Here is a 13,954-nt window from a genome sequence, read left to right on the forward strand (position 1 = left end):
GACGTTTCCGGAGAATGGTGCCGTGGAACGGCGGATTGACTTCTGGCGCGAGCGGCAGATGCTCTGTGGGCGCTGCGATCATCGGTGGCGCGTCGATCTGGACTGGATCGATCGGTGGGAGCAGGCGAAGGAGACCTGCCCCGGCTGCGGCATGGTCTGCGGGCACGAGGACTCGCCTCGGGTGACGCTCGACGCTGGCGACCCGGCGCTCGACGAGGACAGGGTTGCGCAGTTCTCCCGGTACCACACGAGCACGCAGCCGGACTGGCCGACGCGGCACTTCGACCCGGTAGCCGTCTTGGCTCCCGAGACTCGCAGGAGGATGGGCGGAGTGCAGCGGGTTTCCGCGTGGGCCGCGCGCCAGCGGGCGAAGGCCCTCCACGTCGGCACGTACGAGGCCGCTGTCCACAATATGCTGCGTCGGATCCGCGATCAGGCCGACCAGCGCAGCCAGTTCTATCTGTATCGGGTCCGTCTGAAGCCGTCTGTCGTGGTGCGGGAGGGGTGGCTTGTCGACCCCGGCAACTTCGTCGGCGACGTCGTGCTCGACGAGGTTTGCCCGCCAGGCGTCGACGTTGCCCGCTACCTGAACTACCACGAGGATTCGGGAGGGCTCTCGCTCGCGCTGGGGAGGGACGCGATCGCCAGCGTTCAGCGGATCGCTGTTCCGCTCCCCGACACCTGGGATGGCGGTTGGGTGCGCGATGCCGTCGCGGCCCTTGAGGGCGTGAGCGGCACCGTTGTCCCGGCGACCGGCAAGCTGGCCCGCTTCATGCGGCCGCCCTCGTCGCGAGCCGTCCTGGGCAGAGAGTTCGGTGCGTTCCTGGCTGGCAGACTGCCGGTCAACCTCCAGGACCAGTTCGCGTCGGCTGCGGCGTTCGCGGAGGGAGAGGATCCAGCGCAGTGGGCGCGACGGACCAGCGGCCTGTTCGATCTGATCGACGATCCGGCTCGCGTGCTGGCCGCGCTCGACCAGCAAGATCCCCGGGAGGTCTGAGAACGGCCTGTCCGCTCCTGAGGGCAGGAAGCCCGGAGGCCGCTGTCGGTCTTCCAGGTTGGCGCCGCCCTGAGTCGGGAGAGCGGGAGCAGGGGCTTTGGGGTTGGCTGCCGTCGCCGAGGAATCAGGTCGAGCTCTGCCGCCCTTGCCCGACCCGCAGTCTCCGCAGCCAACCGCTTAGTTTGAGGACTGTCTCGTAGACGGCCCGGAGTGTCGTCCGGGCGGACGGAAGGCCCTCGCGTGGAGGTCGTGGTTGAGTCCGTGGTGACCAAGCGCCTGGGCGCTCTGCCTGTCGCTGCCGAGTTTCTGCGTCGGCTGGACGTCGCGGGGATCGTCGACGGGCTGCGGCCACCGGATTCGCGGGCGGACCTGACACACGGCCAGGTCATCGAGGTACTGGTGGCGAACCGGCTGACCGCTCCCGCGCCGCTGTTCCGCGTCGGGGACTGGGCGTACTCGTGTGAGGCCGTCAAGGGTCTTGGTGGAGGCCGATGCGTGTCCCGGCTGGTGCATCGACGGGTCTCATCGGTGTCTTGCTCGGGGCTTCGGCGATGCAACCGCAATGAAGTATCTCCAAGCGGCTCGTCCGCCCCGCTTTAAACAGGACCCAACACAAGCCTGACCAGCGCTGGTCTCCGGCGGCATGCCGCCGGAGACCACAGGACGATCAGACTGTCAGGTGCTTCGCGAGGTCGGTGAGGCTGCTGAAGATCGGAGTGTTGAACTCCTTGTCGAGATGGGCACGGTTGACCGCGGTGTCCCACGCCTTCTTATCCGTGACGACCACGTCGCAGTACGGAATCGCGATCGACAGCGCGGCTATGTCGCGCAGATCGTTGATCGTCCAGTTCCGGTGCACGTCCTTGAGATAGTCGAAGTGCATCATCGTGACGACCTTGCGGGACGGAAGCGCCATCAGGAAACTCGTGAGATCGTCCCGGCTGTGAAACGGACCCTGCTTCATGAAGCCGGCGCTCATGAGCGCGCGGGTGTAGTTGTCGATGATGTCGAAGCTGAGCTGGCGGGCGACGATGGCGTCCATCGAACGCTTAGCGATTTCCGGGACGGTGCGCAGTGTGTTGATCATGACGCTGAAACTGGCGAGCTGATCGTCCGCGACGCGCCGGGCCGCATAGGGGTCATAATCCGGGATCGCGGACCGAAGAGTCCCGGGTGGCCCCCTCAGAACCCAGTACTCGGTGGTCGCGTTCGCCGAGGCCTCGAACTCCGACACTGACATCCCCAGGCGGGTCTCCAGCTCTTGGCGGTTCTCCTCTGTGATTCCGTTCAGCACCATCCGCTTGGCCTCGCCGAACGCGAACCCCACGCCGATACCGAATTTCGTCACCTTCTTGGGGAAGGCGGGGCGGCCGAGCCGGCGGTTGAGCTCCAGCGCCAGTTCCTCATCGACGATCTTAGACCCGGGTGCCATGGTCACGAACCTGGACAACAAGGCCATCGCGTCCGCAGCCCGCTCGCGGTGAGAGTCGCGGGGATTCTCGGTCAACTCCATGTAGTGCACGGTCGAGAGGGGAAATATGGCCTCTCCCCGCTCGACATGGCCCTGGAACTGCTTCAGAGCCGTGACGTGGTCGGGGTTCTGCGGGTTGCCCGCGAGTGCGTCTCCGAGGGCATACCAGTGGTTCAGGTCGAGATAGACCATCAGCGGAAGGGGTGTTGCCATGCCCGCGATGCTAGGTCGCCCAATCGCCTGATGTGTCGGACTTTTCCCGTTGCGCGAAGCCCGTCCGGCAACGAGTGGATCAGCTGGTATATCTCCATCTTGAAAACGGGAACCCGCCGGTCTCTTCGCCCTGAAGAGCTCCGACACCTCCGAGTTCGGCGCGACAGGGCCTCAGGAATCCGCGAACCCGTCGGCTTCCACGGCCGCCGCGCTGGACGACCTCACCGGTGCTACCTGGGACACGGTGAATGAGCGGCTGCGTTTCCTCGTGGCGAGGGTCGCGGCCTAGGTTGGACATGAACCCCAGCCGACCCGCTCTGCCCTCTGTGCGGAAGGGCCCGCACGGCAAGCCGTGCGGGCCCTTCCGTGTCATCCCTTACTTTGCGGACGCACACGCCCTAGGGAGAGTGCGTCCCGCCTCCCTGGTGGGAGACGAGTGGGAGACAAGTGGGTGATGATCATGGCGTGGTGCTGCAATCAGGCGCTGGAAAATGCTAGATAACGCTACCTGCGCGACCCTGATTCAGCCGCCGGACTCGCCTGCGTGGGGGCTCAGCGCACCCATGCTGACCAGCACAATCACTACCACACCGAGCACGATGCGGTAGTACACGAACGGCATGAACGACTTCGTCGAAATGAACTTCATGAACCATGCGATGACCGCGTAACCGACCGCGAACGCGATCACCGTCGCGAACGCCGTCGGGCCCCAGGAGACATGGCCGCCCTCCGACGCGTCCTTGAGCTCGAACACGCCCGAGGCGAGCACGGCCGGCATGGCCAGCAGGAAGGAGTAACGGGCCGCCGCCTCACGGGAGTAGCCCATGAACAGGCCGCCGCTGATGGTCGCGCCGGACCGGGAGACCCCGGGGACCAGGGCCATCGCCTGGCACAGGCCGTAGATCAGGCCGTCCCGCACGTTCAGGTCCTGCAGACCCTTGCGCTCCTTGGCCGCCCGGTGCTTGCCGCCGGTCTCGTCGCGGGCCGCGAGCCGGTCGGCGACGCCGATGACGATGCCCATCACGATCAGCATCGTCGCCGTGATCCGAAGGTCGCGGAAGGGGCCCTCGATCTGGTCCTTGAGCGTGACCCCGAGAACGCCGATCGGGATCGAGCCGACGATCACCAGCCAGCCCATCTGCGCGTCGTGGTCGCTGCGCATCGCCTTGTTGGTGAGCGAGCGGAACCACGCCGAAAGGATCCGCCCCACGTCCTTGCGGAAGTAGATCAGCACCGCCGCCTCCGTACCCAGCTGGGTGATCGCGGTGAAGGCGGCACCCGGGTCCTCCCAGCCGGAGAACGCGGCCGTCAGGCGCAGATGCGCGCTGGAGGAGACGGGGAGGAACTCGGTCAGCCCCTGGACGAGTCCGAGGACGAGGGATTCAAACCAAGACATGAAGTTACGTGGTCCAAGCGCTGATCGTGGAAGGGCCGACGGACACACCGGGCCGCCGTTCGCGAGGCGAAGATCGGCGGAGATCACGTGTGTTGGGGGCAGCCTAGCGGCCCCCGGTGACAGCCCGAGCACAGGGGGCGGGGTCAAGGGGTGGCAAAGGGCGGGGTCGCCCCGGCCGACCGCCCCGCACCATCCACCCCGTGGACACCCCCGTCGCGGTGTTGACCGACCGCTCGGACGGAACATACGTTGCCAACGATGGGAAAGCGCTTGCTGCCCCCGGCGGGTCCGGAGTCGTCACGCGTTGGCCCGCGTCAGTCACCGCGTCCGATGGAGTGCTGAACACGACCATGGCCACACCCGCTACCAGCCCCGACACCACACTCACCCCGCACGGGTCCCCCGCTCCGCTCCCGCCCCTCACCGGCCGCCGTATCCGGGCCGCGATCGTCGGGGTGGGTGCCATCGGTCGCGGGTCGCATCTGACGGCGCTCACCGAGCTGGCCGGCGAGGGCGAGACCGAGGTCGTCGCGGCGGTCGACATCAACGCCGACGCGGTGAAGGCGTTCTGCGCGGAGAGCGGGATTCCGCACGCGTACACCGACCTGGAGCAGATGCTCAGGGAACAGCGGCCCGACCTGGTGACCATCTGCACGCCGCCGACCCTGCACCGCGAGCAGACCGTGGCCGCGTTGCGCGCCGGGGCCTGGGTGTGGTGCGAGAAGCCGCCGGTGCCGACGCTCGCCGACTTCGACGCCATCGAGGCGGAGGAGGGGCTCGGGGGCGGCCCGTACGCCTCGATCGTCTTCCAGCACCGCTTCGGCTCCGCCTCCACCCATGTACGGCGGCTGCTCGCCGAGGGAGCCTTGGGCCGGCCGCTCGTGGCGCACTGCCAGACCACCTGGTACCGCGACACCGCGTACTACGCCGTGCCCTGGCGCGGGCGTTGGGCGACGGAGGGCGGCGGCCCGGCCATGGGCCACGGCATCCACCAGATGGACCTGCTCCTCGATCTGCTCGGGCCCTGGAGCGAGGTGCGCGGCATGGCCGGGCGTCTCGTGCACGACGTCGAGACCGAGGACGTCTCCACCGCGCTCGTCCGGTTCGCGAACGGCGCGCTGGCGACCGTCGTCAACAGCGTGCTCAGCCCCGACGAGGTCAGCCGTATCCGCATCGACTGCGAGCGCGCCACCGTCGAACTCACCCACCTCTACGGGCACTCCAACGACAACTGGACCATCACCCCGGCGCCGGACGTGCCGGAGGCGGAGGTCGCCGCCTGGCGTGACTTCGGGCCGGACGTGCCGAGTTCGCACACCGCGCAGCTGCGTGAACTGGTCGCGAGCATGCGCGGCGGTGAACGGCCGCGCAGCAGCGGCACGGACGGGCGGACCAGCCTCGAACTGATCACGGCCCTCTACAAGTCGGCGTTCACGGACACGACCGTCAAGGCCGGGGAGATCGGCCCGGGCGACCCCTATTACGCGGCGCTGCACGGCGGGGCACCCGGCTGGGCGCCCGCCGAATCCGCCAAGGTGTCCGGATCAGCTACCGAGGAGGCGTCCGCGTGACCACGTCCACCGATCTGCGCATCGTCCACGCGCACGGCGACCGCATCACCGTGACCGAACCCGTCACCGGGGTCGAGCTGTTCAGCTATGTGTACGGGGCCGAGGCGGCCTGGGAGGCGCCGAAGCCGTATCTGCACCCGATGCGGACGCTCGCCGGAAACGTTGTCACCGACTACCGGCCCAACGACCACCGCTGGCACAAGGGCCTCCAGCTGACGGCCTCGCATCTGTCGGGGTCGAACCTGTGGGGCGGCAACACCTATGTGCACGGCGAGGGGTATCTCGCCCTCCCCGAGCGCGTCGGCTCGATGGCGCACGTCGCCTTCGACGAGGTCGCCTCGGACGCGGGCCGGGTCGTCATCGCGGAGCGGCTCACCTGGCATCCGTACAGCGGGGAGCTGTGGGCGGAGGAGGAGCGGCGGGTCGAGGTGCACGACGTCGATCCGGCGGCCGGCTCCTGGGCGCTGACCTGGACCAGCGCGATCACCAACCGGCGTGCCGAGCCGCTGCTCTTCGGCAGCCCGACCACCGCCGGGCGCGAGGCGGCGGGCTACACCGGCCTGTTCTGGCGCGGCCCGCGCGCCTTCCGGGACGGGCGGATCGTCGGCCCCGACTCCGAGGGACCCGAGCTGATGGGTGGGCAGGCGCCGTGGCTGGCGTACTCCGGCGAGTTCGACGGCGCCGACGGCCACGCCACGCTGGTCTTCGCACACGCGCCCGAGAACGACCACCTGGGGGCCGAGGGCGCGCATCCCGCCCACTGGTTCGTCCGCAACGAGCCGTTCGCCGCCGTCGCCCCCTCCTGGGCCTTCTACGACGAGCTGGCGCTGGCACCCGGCGACACACTCACCCGCCGCTACCGGGTCGTCGTCGCCGACGGGGAGTGGGAGCGGGAGGGCGTCGCCAAGTACCTGGAGCAGCACCCGTGGTGACCCCGGGGGCCGATGGAACGGCCTTCGCCGGGCTGCCGGGCGGTGTCGCCGTCTCGCATCTCTCCGTCTACGACTGGCCCGCCGCCGACGGTTTCTGCGGCGGAACTCCCCATATGCATCTGACGTGTTCGGAGGCGTACGTCGTCACGGGCGGGCGGGGCGCGGTGCAGACGCTCACGACGTCCGGGTACGAGGTGACACCGCTCGCGGCCGGTACGGTCGCCTGGTTCACGCCGGGCACCATCCACCGGCTGGTCAACGAGGACGAACTCCGCATCACCGTCCTCATGCAGAACAGCGGGCTCCCGGAGGCCGGGGACGCGGTGCTCACGCTGCCGCCGAAGTACCTCGCCGACCCGGAGACGTACGCCGCCGCGACCGTGATCCCGGCCGACGCGCCCGTGGCCGAGCAGGAGCGGGTCGCCCGGGCCCGGCGCGACCTGGCCCTTGAGGGGTACCGGGCGCTGCGGGACGCGCGGGGGCCGGAGGCGCTGGCCGCCTTCCACGAGGCCGCCGCCGCTCTCGTACGCCCTCGGCTCGCCGACTGGCGCGAGCGGTGGCGGCGCGGTGCGGAGGCGGCGGCCGGTGCGACCGGCGATCAGCTGGACCGGCTGGAGCGGGGCGACACCTCACACCTCGCCGATGCCGTCGTACGGGCCGAGCAGCCCTCGGCGCACGGCAAGTTCGGGATGTGCGGGCGACTGGACGTGTACGACGTGTACAAGGGCGCCACTTAAGGGGCGCCCCCAGTGCCTGGCGAGGCTGCGAGGGCGCTCAGTGGCCGCGCAGGTGATGTCGCTTGCGCCAGGCCACCACGGTGCCCAGCACGGCCGGTACGGCGATGAAGGCCATCGCGATCAGGAAGGCGGGGGACGTCGGCGACGAGGCGCGGGCGCCCGCGACGACGTACGCGGCGGTGTTCGGGATCGAACCGAGGGCCGTCGCGAGCAGGAACGGCAGCCAGCCCATGCGGGAGACGGCCGCGCAGTAGTTGGCGGCCCAGAAAGGCACCCCGGGGAACAGCCTCGCCGCCATCATCGAGCGGAAGCCGTGCCGGCTGAGCTGGCCGTCCGCCGCCTGGAGCCAGCGGGCGCGCAGCAGCGGGCGCAGTGCTTCCTGGCCGAGGACGCGGCCCAGGCCGAAGGCGGCGCCGGCGCCCAGCACCGTGCCCGCGAGGGCGGTGGCCAGGCCCACCTGGGAACCGAACAGCGCGCCCGCCGCGAGATTCAGCAGCGGGCGTGGCACGAAGGCCACGGTGCACAGTCCGTACGCCGCTCCGAAGACGACCGCCGCCGCGGCACCGCCGACCTGGGGCGGCCAGCCGTCGGCGAGCAGGCGCTGCGGTTCGAAGAGCAGGACGCACGACGCCGCGGCGCCGAGCAGGGCCACGAGGAGCGACAGCCGTGACCACGGCGAGAGCAGTGCTCTCGTGCAGCGAGCGGCGAGACCACTCGGTGGGGTGACGATGATGACGGCCGGGGAGAGCTCCGTGGCGATGGCCGGGGGAGTGGCCGTGGCGGTGCCCCCAGAGCGGGTGGTGGCATCGAGCATTTGGCGAGGCTATCCGAGGAGTATGTGTGATCGCCGTATGGATCGTCTCAACGGGGGAACAGTGAGCGGAACTCTCGGCGCGTCGGGTGACGCGTGCGCCCGCACCCTGCGGAAACGGTCCGTCGGTGACATGCGCCACTGGTCCGCGGAGAACCGGCGGAAAACCATTCGACGTGCGGTGACGCGTCGGCGATGATCGGCCTCATGTTCCGGTACGCCTTCTTCCTCGCAGCATCCGCGGTCGCGGATGCCCCGAAGGCTGCCGTCCCGATCATCGTGGCCACCGTCGACGGCGCCCGAAGCTGACCCTTCCCGGATCGTCCGGCGGACCCCGCAGGGGGAGGGTCGGCGAACTTCCTCGGGGTCCCCGTCCTGGCCGCGCTCTCCGCGCCCGGGGCCATCACTGAAGTACCGCAGGCAAAGGCTTCGAGGTACCGCCATGTCCAAGACGGCATACGTCCGCACGAAACCGCATCTCAACATCGGCACGATGGGCCACGTCGACCACGGCAAGACCACCCTGACCGCCGCCATCACCAAGGTGCTCGCCGAGCGCGGCTCCGGCACGTTCGTCCCGTTCGACCGGATCGACCGCGCCCCGGAGGAGGCCGCGCGGGGCATCACCATCAACATCGCGCACGTGGAGTACGAGACCGACACCCGCCACTACGCGCACGTCGACATGCCCGGCCACGCCGACTACGTCAAGAACATGGTCACCGGGGCCGCGCAGCTCGACGGGGCGATCCTCGTCGTCTCCGCGCTCGACGGGATCATGCCGCAGACCGCCGAGCACGTCCTGCTGGCCCGCCAGGTGGGCGTCGACCACATCGTCGTCGCCCTCAACAAGGCCGACGCGGGCGACGAGGAGCTGACGGACCTCGTCGAGCTGGAGGTCCGCGACCTGCTCACCGCGCAGGGCTACGGCGGCGACGCGGTACCCGTCGTACGGGTGTCGGGGCTGAAGGCGCTCGAAGGCGACCCGCGCTGGACGGCGTCGATCGACGCACTGCTCGACGCTGTGGACACGTATGTGCCCATTCCCGAGCGGTATCTGGACGCGCCGTTCCTGTTGCCGGTCGAGAACGTGCTCACCATCACCGGCCGGGGGACGGTGGTCACGGGTGCGGTCGAGCGGGGCACGGTTCGTGTGGGCGACCGGGTCGAAGTGCTCGGCGCGGGGCTGGAGAGCGTGGTGACGGGGCTGGAGACGTTCGGCAAGCCCATGGAGGAGGCGCAGGCCGGGGACAGTGTGGCGCTGCTGCTGCGTGGGGTGCCTCGGGACGCCGTTCGTCGTGGGCATGTGGTTGCCGCGCCCGGCAGTGTTGTCCCGAGCCGTCGCTTCTCCGCGCAGGTGTATGTGCTGTCCACGCGGGAGGGTGGGCGTTCGACGCCCGTCTCGACGGGGTATCGGCCGCAGTTCTACATCCGTACGGCGGATGTCGTGGGGGATGTGGACCTTGGTTCCTTGGGTGTGGCTCGGCCTGGGGAGACGGTTGCTGTGACCGTTGAGCTGGGGCGGGAGGTGCCTTTGGAGGCGGGGCTGGGGTTCGCCATCCGTGAGGGTGGGCGGACTGTGGGGGCGGGGACTGTGACCGCCGTCGAGTGAGGGTGGTTGTTTGGGTGCGTGGGGGACTGCGGGTCCGCTGTGGCTGGTCGCGCAGTTCCCCGCGCTCCTTTGGGGCGCGCTTCAGCCAGGCACAATGATGATGTGACCGAGTCCATTCCCGTTGCCCGTGCCGTCGATCATGGGTTCGCCAAACTGATGCCCGACGTCGACCGCGCGCGTGCCTGGCTGCTCACCGTCGACGGGGCTCCTCAGTCGTATGTCGATCTGGATGAGCCGACTTATCTGGAGTTCGAGTACGCGCGGCGGCTCGGGCATGTGCTGGACACCGTCGCGGAGGCGGGGCGGGCGTTGGACGTGGTGCATCTCGGTGGGGGTGCGCTGACGTTGCCCCGGTACGTCGCCGCTTCGCGGCCTGGGTCCCGGCAGGACGTCGTCGAGGCCGATCGGGGGCTGCTCGATCTGGTCGTGGAGCATCTGCCGCTGCCTGTCGGCTCGGGTGTCGCCCTGCACGCGGCCGATGCCCGGGCCTGGCTCGAAAGTGCCCCCGATGACTCCGCTGACGTCCTTGTTGCCGATGTGTTCGGTGGCTCGCGCGTTCCGGCGCACTTGACCTCCCTCGCGTACGCCGAACAGGCCGAGCGGGTGCTGCGCGGCGACGGGGTCTACCTGGCCAACCTGGCCGATGGTGCGCCCTTCGCCTTTCTGCGGTCCCAACTCGCCACGTTCTCCGTGGTGTTCGAGGAGCTGGCGCTGATCGCCGAGCCGGGTGTCCTGCGGGGGCGTCGGTTCGGGAACGCGGTGCTCGTCGCCGCGCATCGGTCTCTCGACGCGGCCGCGCTGGCCCGGCGCGTCGCCTCAGACGCCTTTCCTGCGCGTCTTGAACACGGGCCCGCGCTACGGGAGTTCATCGGGGGCGCCGCGCCCGTGCGGGACGAGGAGGCTGTGCCGTCACCGGAGCCGCCGGAGGGGGCCTTCGGGATCGGCTGAAGGTCGGTGGGCGAAGGTGGGGGTGGCGGCGGTGGTGGGGTCAGCCGCCCGAGTTCTCCAACTCGCCCTTCACCGGGGCCTCCTGAGCCCTGTCCCGGGTGGCCTTCGTGGTATGTCGGGTGAGGTTCCGTACGTCCGGTACGCACAGGGCCGCCGCCGTCACCAGCACGACCAGGGCCGCGCAGCCCCACAGGGACGGGGCGCGGCCGAAGGTGTGTTCCGCCGGGCCGGCCAGGGCCATGGCGAGCGGGAGCATCGCGACCGAGCCGAACCAGTCGTACGCGGCGACGCGGGAGAGCTTGTCCTCGGGGATCTCCTGGTGCAGCGCGGTCATCCAGCTCACGCCGAACACCTCGATCGTCAGGCCGGTCACGAACATCACCGCGCAGAGCACGGCCACCGGGACCGGAACGGCGAGCGCGGCTGCGGGCAGGGCCAGCGGGAACACGCAGAGCGTGCCGGCGAGGAGCAGACGGCGTGGTTTCCAGCGCATCATCAGCATGGCGCCGACGACCGTGCCCGCCCCGAACATGGACAGCGCCAGCCCCCAGGGCCCCGCCCCGCCGAGGCTGTCGCGGGCCACGAGCGGGCCGTAGACCGACTGGGCGGCACCGATCACCGCGTTGGCGACGGCGAACTGGACGACGATCGCCCACAGCCATGTCCGTCCGGAGAACTCCCGCCAGCCCTCGCGCAGATCGGAGAGCATCCCGCCGCCCGGTTCGCGCGCCGGGATGTGACTCACGTCGAGGAACGAGCGCAGTCCTCCGGCGACCGCGAACGCCGCCGCGTCCACCGCGAGGACCCATCCCGGCCCGAGTACGGCGACCATCGCGCCGCCGAGGGCCGCGCCGCCCATCGCCGCGCTCTGCATCGCGATCCGGAAGACCGCGAAGGCACGGGCGGCCTGCTCGCCCTCGACCGAGGACAGCAGCATGCCCTCGGACGCCGGGCCGAAGAACGCGTGCGCGGTGCCGCCGAGGCCGGTCAGGAGCATCATCTGCCACAGCTGCGGCTCGCCGGCCAGGACGAGCACCGCGAACGCCGCCTGCGAGAGGCAGTTGAGGGCGTTGGCGGCGACCATCACATGGTGCCGGGGGAGCCGGTCGGCGACCGCGCCGCCGATCAGCAGGAACAGGACCAGCGGCAGTGTCCGTGCCGCCGCCACCAACCCCACGTCGCCGGCGTCGCCGCCCGCCTCCAGTACGGCGAACGCGGCGGCGACCAGTGCCCCGTTGCTGCCGAGGTTCGTCACCCCCGCCGAGACCGTCAGCAGGATGTAGTTGCGGCCGGCCCAGGAGGGGCGCCGCGGGCGTATGGCGGGGGAGTCGGCGGAGGTCACCGAGCGACTATCGCGGCCCGCCGCCGACTTGCCAATCCGTTTTCCGACCCTTCGCGACCGGGACGGCCGGTTTCAGCCGGTCGTCGGCACCCGGCCCCGCTCTCCGCCCCTCACGCTCCGGTGGGGTCCCCGTGCAGCCGTACCGTGCTCAGGATCTGCATGATCGTCTTTTCGGGGACCTCGCCGTCGACGCCCGTGGCGCCGTACAGGCTCCAGGCCACGTAGTCGCCGACCGAGTTCTTGAAGCCGAAGGTGATGGCCTTGCCGTCGCTCGCGCACTTGCCGGTCTGCGGGGTGTTCTTCGAGTGGGCCCGCGCGAGGCTGCCCGTGATGCCGGACTTCGTCGTGTACGGCGTCGCCTTCTCGTCGAAGAGCAGGCTCTTCTTGTCCGGCTGGGTGTAGCCGCCGTAGACCCACCAGGGGACCTGGTTCAGCGCGACCTCGTCGGCGTTCTTCGCGCCGCTCGCGCCCTTGGTGCCGACGGCCGCGAGCGCGGTGTCCGACGTGCGGCCGTCCTTGTCGTCGTCCGACACGCACCACTTCGACTTGTAGTACGCGGGCGCCGACATGGTGATGAGCGGCTTGGCGCCGGCCTTGGCGTCGGAGTCCTCGAAGCCGATCAGCGTGCCCGGCGACTTCACCTCCCACTCCGCCGGTACGTCGAAGGCCGTGCCCCACTTCGGATTCACGACCACCTTCCAGCCGGCGACGGTCGGCTGTTCGGCCTGGGAGTCCCTCGGGTTGTCGTCCGAGGCCGGGGCGGAGGCGGACGCGGAGGCCGAATCGGCGGGGTCCGTGGAGGCGGAGGCGGGGGCCGACTCGCTCGACTGCTTGCCCTTGTCGCCCGAACTCGCCGTCTCCTCCTTGTCACCGCCCAGGACGAGGAACCCGGTCACCCCGGCCGTGATCACGACCGCGGCTGCCGCGACGATCGCGGTGATCTTCGTCCGGTTTCCGCCCCCGCCCCCGTCCCCGCCCGACGGCGGCTGCGGAGTGCCCATCGGCGCGGGAGCGCCCCACCCGGGCTGGGGCTGGGGCTGGGGATAGGGACTGGGCTGCGGATACCCGGTCTGCTGGTATCCGGGCTGCTGGTACGGGTTCGGCTGCTGATAGCCCGGCTGCTGATAGGGATTGTGCGGCGGGACCTGCGCGTGCTGCGGACTGTGCGGGTCCTGCGGGTTCTGCTCGCCCCCGGGCGGCTGCTGTTCTGGCCACATGGCCGGTAACGATACGGGGATCGACCCGCCGTATCTGGTCAGAACTGGCTACTCGTGGGTAACATGCGGGCATGAGCGCAGACCAGATGTCGATCGGCGAACTTCTCACCGCCACGGTGCCGATGGTTCGTACGCTGAACCTCGAGTACCTGGAGACCACTCCGGAGAAGGCCGTCCTGGCGCTGCCGGACCAGGGCGAGTACCGCAACCACGTCGGTGGACCGCACGCCGGAGCGATGTTCACGCTCGGCGAGTCGGCCAGTGGCGCGATCGTGCTCGCGGCGTTCGGTGATCAGCTGTCCCGGGCGGTGCCGTTGCCCGTCACCGCTGAGATCGCGTTCAAGAAGATCGCGCTCGGTCCGGTCAAGGCCACGGCCACCCTTGGTCGTCCCGCGGCGGAGGTGGTCGCCGAACTCGACGCGGGTAAGCGTCCGGAGTTTCCGGTGACGGTCGCCATCCAGCGCGAGGATGGTGCGGTGACGGGTGAGATGACCGTCATCTGGACGCTGCGTCCGAACAACTGACGGTCGGATCGGGAGGGTTGTCGGGGCGTTCCGGTTCGTGGGGCGAGCCCTCGGTTTCCTCGCCCCCGCCGCCCTTACCCGTCCCATCCCTGGGGGCTGCGCCCCCAGACCCCCCTTGTCGCGCTAACGCGCTCGTCCTCAAACGCCGGACGGGCTGGGTGGTGTGGGCCGGGTGGGTGG

13 protein-coding genes are annotated in these 13,954 nt (G+C 70.0%); 8 read left to right on the forward strand and 5 right to left on the reverse strand.

Annotation, left to right across the window (positions count from 1 at the left end):
• Nucleotides 1-22 precede the first annotated feature (22 nt).
• Entirely contained in the window at nt 23-997 is a 975-nt protein-coding gene (locus ACFYXF_RS46865; RefSeq protein WP_389359555.1) for a hypothetical protein, read from the forward strand.
• A gap of 264 nt (nt 998-1,261) precedes the next feature.
• On the forward strand, nt 1,262-1,597 hold the full coding sequence (locus tag ACFYXF_RS46870; RefSeq protein WP_389359581.1) for a DUF4277 domain-containing protein: 336 nt from the start codon (nt 1,262-1,264) through the stop codon (nt 1,595-1,597).
• Nucleotides 1,598-1,664: 67 nt separating this feature from the next.
• Here the strand turns inward: ACFYXF_RS46870 and ACFYXF_RS46875 are convergent, their stop codons facing one another.
• Both ACFYXF_RS46875 and ACFYXF_RS46880 read right to left on the reverse strand, forming a co-directional pair.
• A complete protein-coding gene (locus tag ACFYXF_RS46875) occupies nt 1,665-2,681 on the reverse strand; it encodes a hypothetical protein (protein ID WP_389359557.1) in 1,017 nt (338 codons plus the stop codon).
• 523 nt (nt 2,682-3,204) lie between these two features.
• Nucleotides 3,205-4,080 (reverse strand): undecaprenyl-diphosphate phosphatase, encoded by an 876-nt coding sequence (locus tag ACFYXF_RS46880; RefSeq protein WP_389359559.1) that lies wholly within the window; start codon nt 4,078-4,080, stop codon nt 3,205-3,207.
• A gap of 350 nt (nt 4,081-4,430) precedes the next feature.
• Here ACFYXF_RS46880 and ACFYXF_RS46885 point away from each other — a divergent pair, with 350 nt between their 5' ends.
• From ACFYXF_RS46885 to ACFYXF_RS46895, 3 genes are read left to right on the forward strand one after another with little or no spacing between them, the layout of a single operon-like run.
• A complete protein-coding gene (locus ACFYXF_RS46885; protein WP_389359561.1) occupies nt 4,431-5,651 on the forward strand; it encodes a Gfo/Idh/MocA family protein in 1,221 nt (406 codons plus the stop codon).
• The gene (locus ACFYXF_RS46890; RefSeq protein ID WP_389359563.1) at nt 5,648-6,583 is read left to right on the forward strand and encodes a PmoA family protein; all 936 of its coding nucleotides are present in this window, start codon (nt 5,648-5,650) and stop codon (nt 6,581-6,583) included. Before ACFYXF_RS46885 ends, ACFYXF_RS46890 begins: the two co-directional genes overlap by 4 nt.
• A complete protein-coding gene (locus tag ACFYXF_RS46895) occupies nt 6,577-7,320 on the forward strand; it encodes a cupin domain-containing protein (RefSeq protein ID WP_389359565.1) in 744 nt (247 codons plus the stop codon). The genes ACFYXF_RS46890 and ACFYXF_RS46895 overlap by 7 nt, the downstream gene beginning before the upstream one ends.
• Before the next feature lie 37 nt (nt 7,321-7,357).
• Here the strand turns inward: ACFYXF_RS46895 and ACFYXF_RS46900 are convergent, their stop codons facing one another.
• On the reverse strand, nt 7,358-8,134 hold the full coding sequence (locus ACFYXF_RS46900) for a TVP38/TMEM64 family protein (RefSeq protein ID WP_389359567.1): 777 nt from the start codon (nt 8,132-8,134) through the stop codon (nt 7,358-7,360).
• Nucleotides 8,135-8,573: 439 nt separating this feature from the next.
• Here ACFYXF_RS46900 and tuf point away from each other — a divergent pair, with 439 nt between their 5' ends.
• Nucleotides 8,574-9,743: an elongation factor Tu gene (gene tuf, locus ACFYXF_RS46905; RefSeq protein ID WP_389359569.1), complete on the forward strand. Its 1,170-nt coding sequence runs from the start codon at nt 8,574-8,576 to the stop codon at nt 9,741-9,743.
• Between the two features lie 102 nt (nt 9,744-9,845).
• Nucleotides 9,846-10,691, forward strand: coding sequence for a spermidine synthase (locus ACFYXF_RS46910; protein ID WP_389359571.1), 846 nt, complete (start codon nt 9,846-9,848; stop codon nt 10,689-10,691).
• A 40-nt stretch (nt 10,692-10,731) separates the two neighbouring features.
• Here ACFYXF_RS46910 and ACFYXF_RS46915 read toward each other — a convergent pair whose 3' ends face one another.
• Together ACFYXF_RS46915 and ACFYXF_RS46920 are read right to left on the reverse strand one after the other, a co-directional pair.
• Complete coding sequence (locus ACFYXF_RS46915; protein WP_389359573.1) at nt 10,732-12,033, reverse strand: MFS transporter; 1,302 nt, start codon at nt 12,031-12,033, stop codon at nt 10,732-10,734.
• A gap of 110 nt (nt 12,034-12,143) precedes the next feature.
• Nucleotides 12,144-13,250, reverse strand: a complete 1,107-nt coding sequence (locus ACFYXF_RS46920; RefSeq protein WP_389359575.1) for a hypothetical protein — start codon at nt 13,248-13,250, stop codon at nt 12,144-12,146.
• Between the two features lie 86 nt (nt 13,251-13,336).
• Here ACFYXF_RS46920 and ACFYXF_RS46925 point away from each other — a divergent pair, with 86 nt between their 5' ends.
• On the forward strand, nt 13,337-13,774 hold the full coding sequence (locus ACFYXF_RS46925) for a DUF4442 domain-containing protein (protein WP_389359583.1): 438 nt from the start codon (nt 13,337-13,339) through the stop codon (nt 13,772-13,774).
• Nucleotides 13,775-13,954 lie beyond the last annotated feature (180 nt).

The organism is Streptomyces sp. NPDC002680, assembly GCF_042889145.1.
Classification (GTDB): domain Bacteria; phylum Actinomycetota; class Actinomycetes; order Streptomycetales; family Streptomycetaceae; genus Streptomyces; species Streptomyces adonidis.

Bases quoted from the DNA above. Each gene is read 5' to 3' on its own strand.
- ACFYXF_RS46885 (WP_389359561.1), top strand. From the start codon at position 4,431: ATGGCCACACCCGCTACCAGCCCCGACACCACACTCACCCCGCACGGG.
- ACFYXF_RS46880 (WP_389359559.1), bottom strand. From the start codon at position 4,080: ATGTCTTGGTTTGAATCCCTCGTCCTCGGACTCGTCCAGGGGCTGACC.
- ACFYXF_RS46875 (WP_389359557.1), bottom strand. From the start codon at position 2,681: ATGGCAACACCCCTTCCGCTGATGGTCTATCTCGACCTGAACCACTGG.
- tuf (WP_389359569.1), top strand. From the start codon at position 8,574: ATGTCCAAGACGGCATACGTCCGCACGAAACCGCATCTCAACATCGGC.
- ACFYXF_RS46925 (WP_389359583.1), top strand. From the start codon at position 13,337: ATGTCGATCGGCGAACTTCTCACCGCCACGGTGCCGATGGTTCGTACG.
- ACFYXF_RS46920 (WP_389359575.1), bottom strand. From the start codon at position 13,250: ATGTGGCCAGAACAGCAGCCGCCCGGGGGCGAGCAGAACCCGCAGGAC.
- ACFYXF_RS46900 (WP_389359567.1), bottom strand. From the start codon at position 8,134: ATGCTCGATGCCACCACCCGCTCTGGGGGCACCGCCACGGCCACTCCC.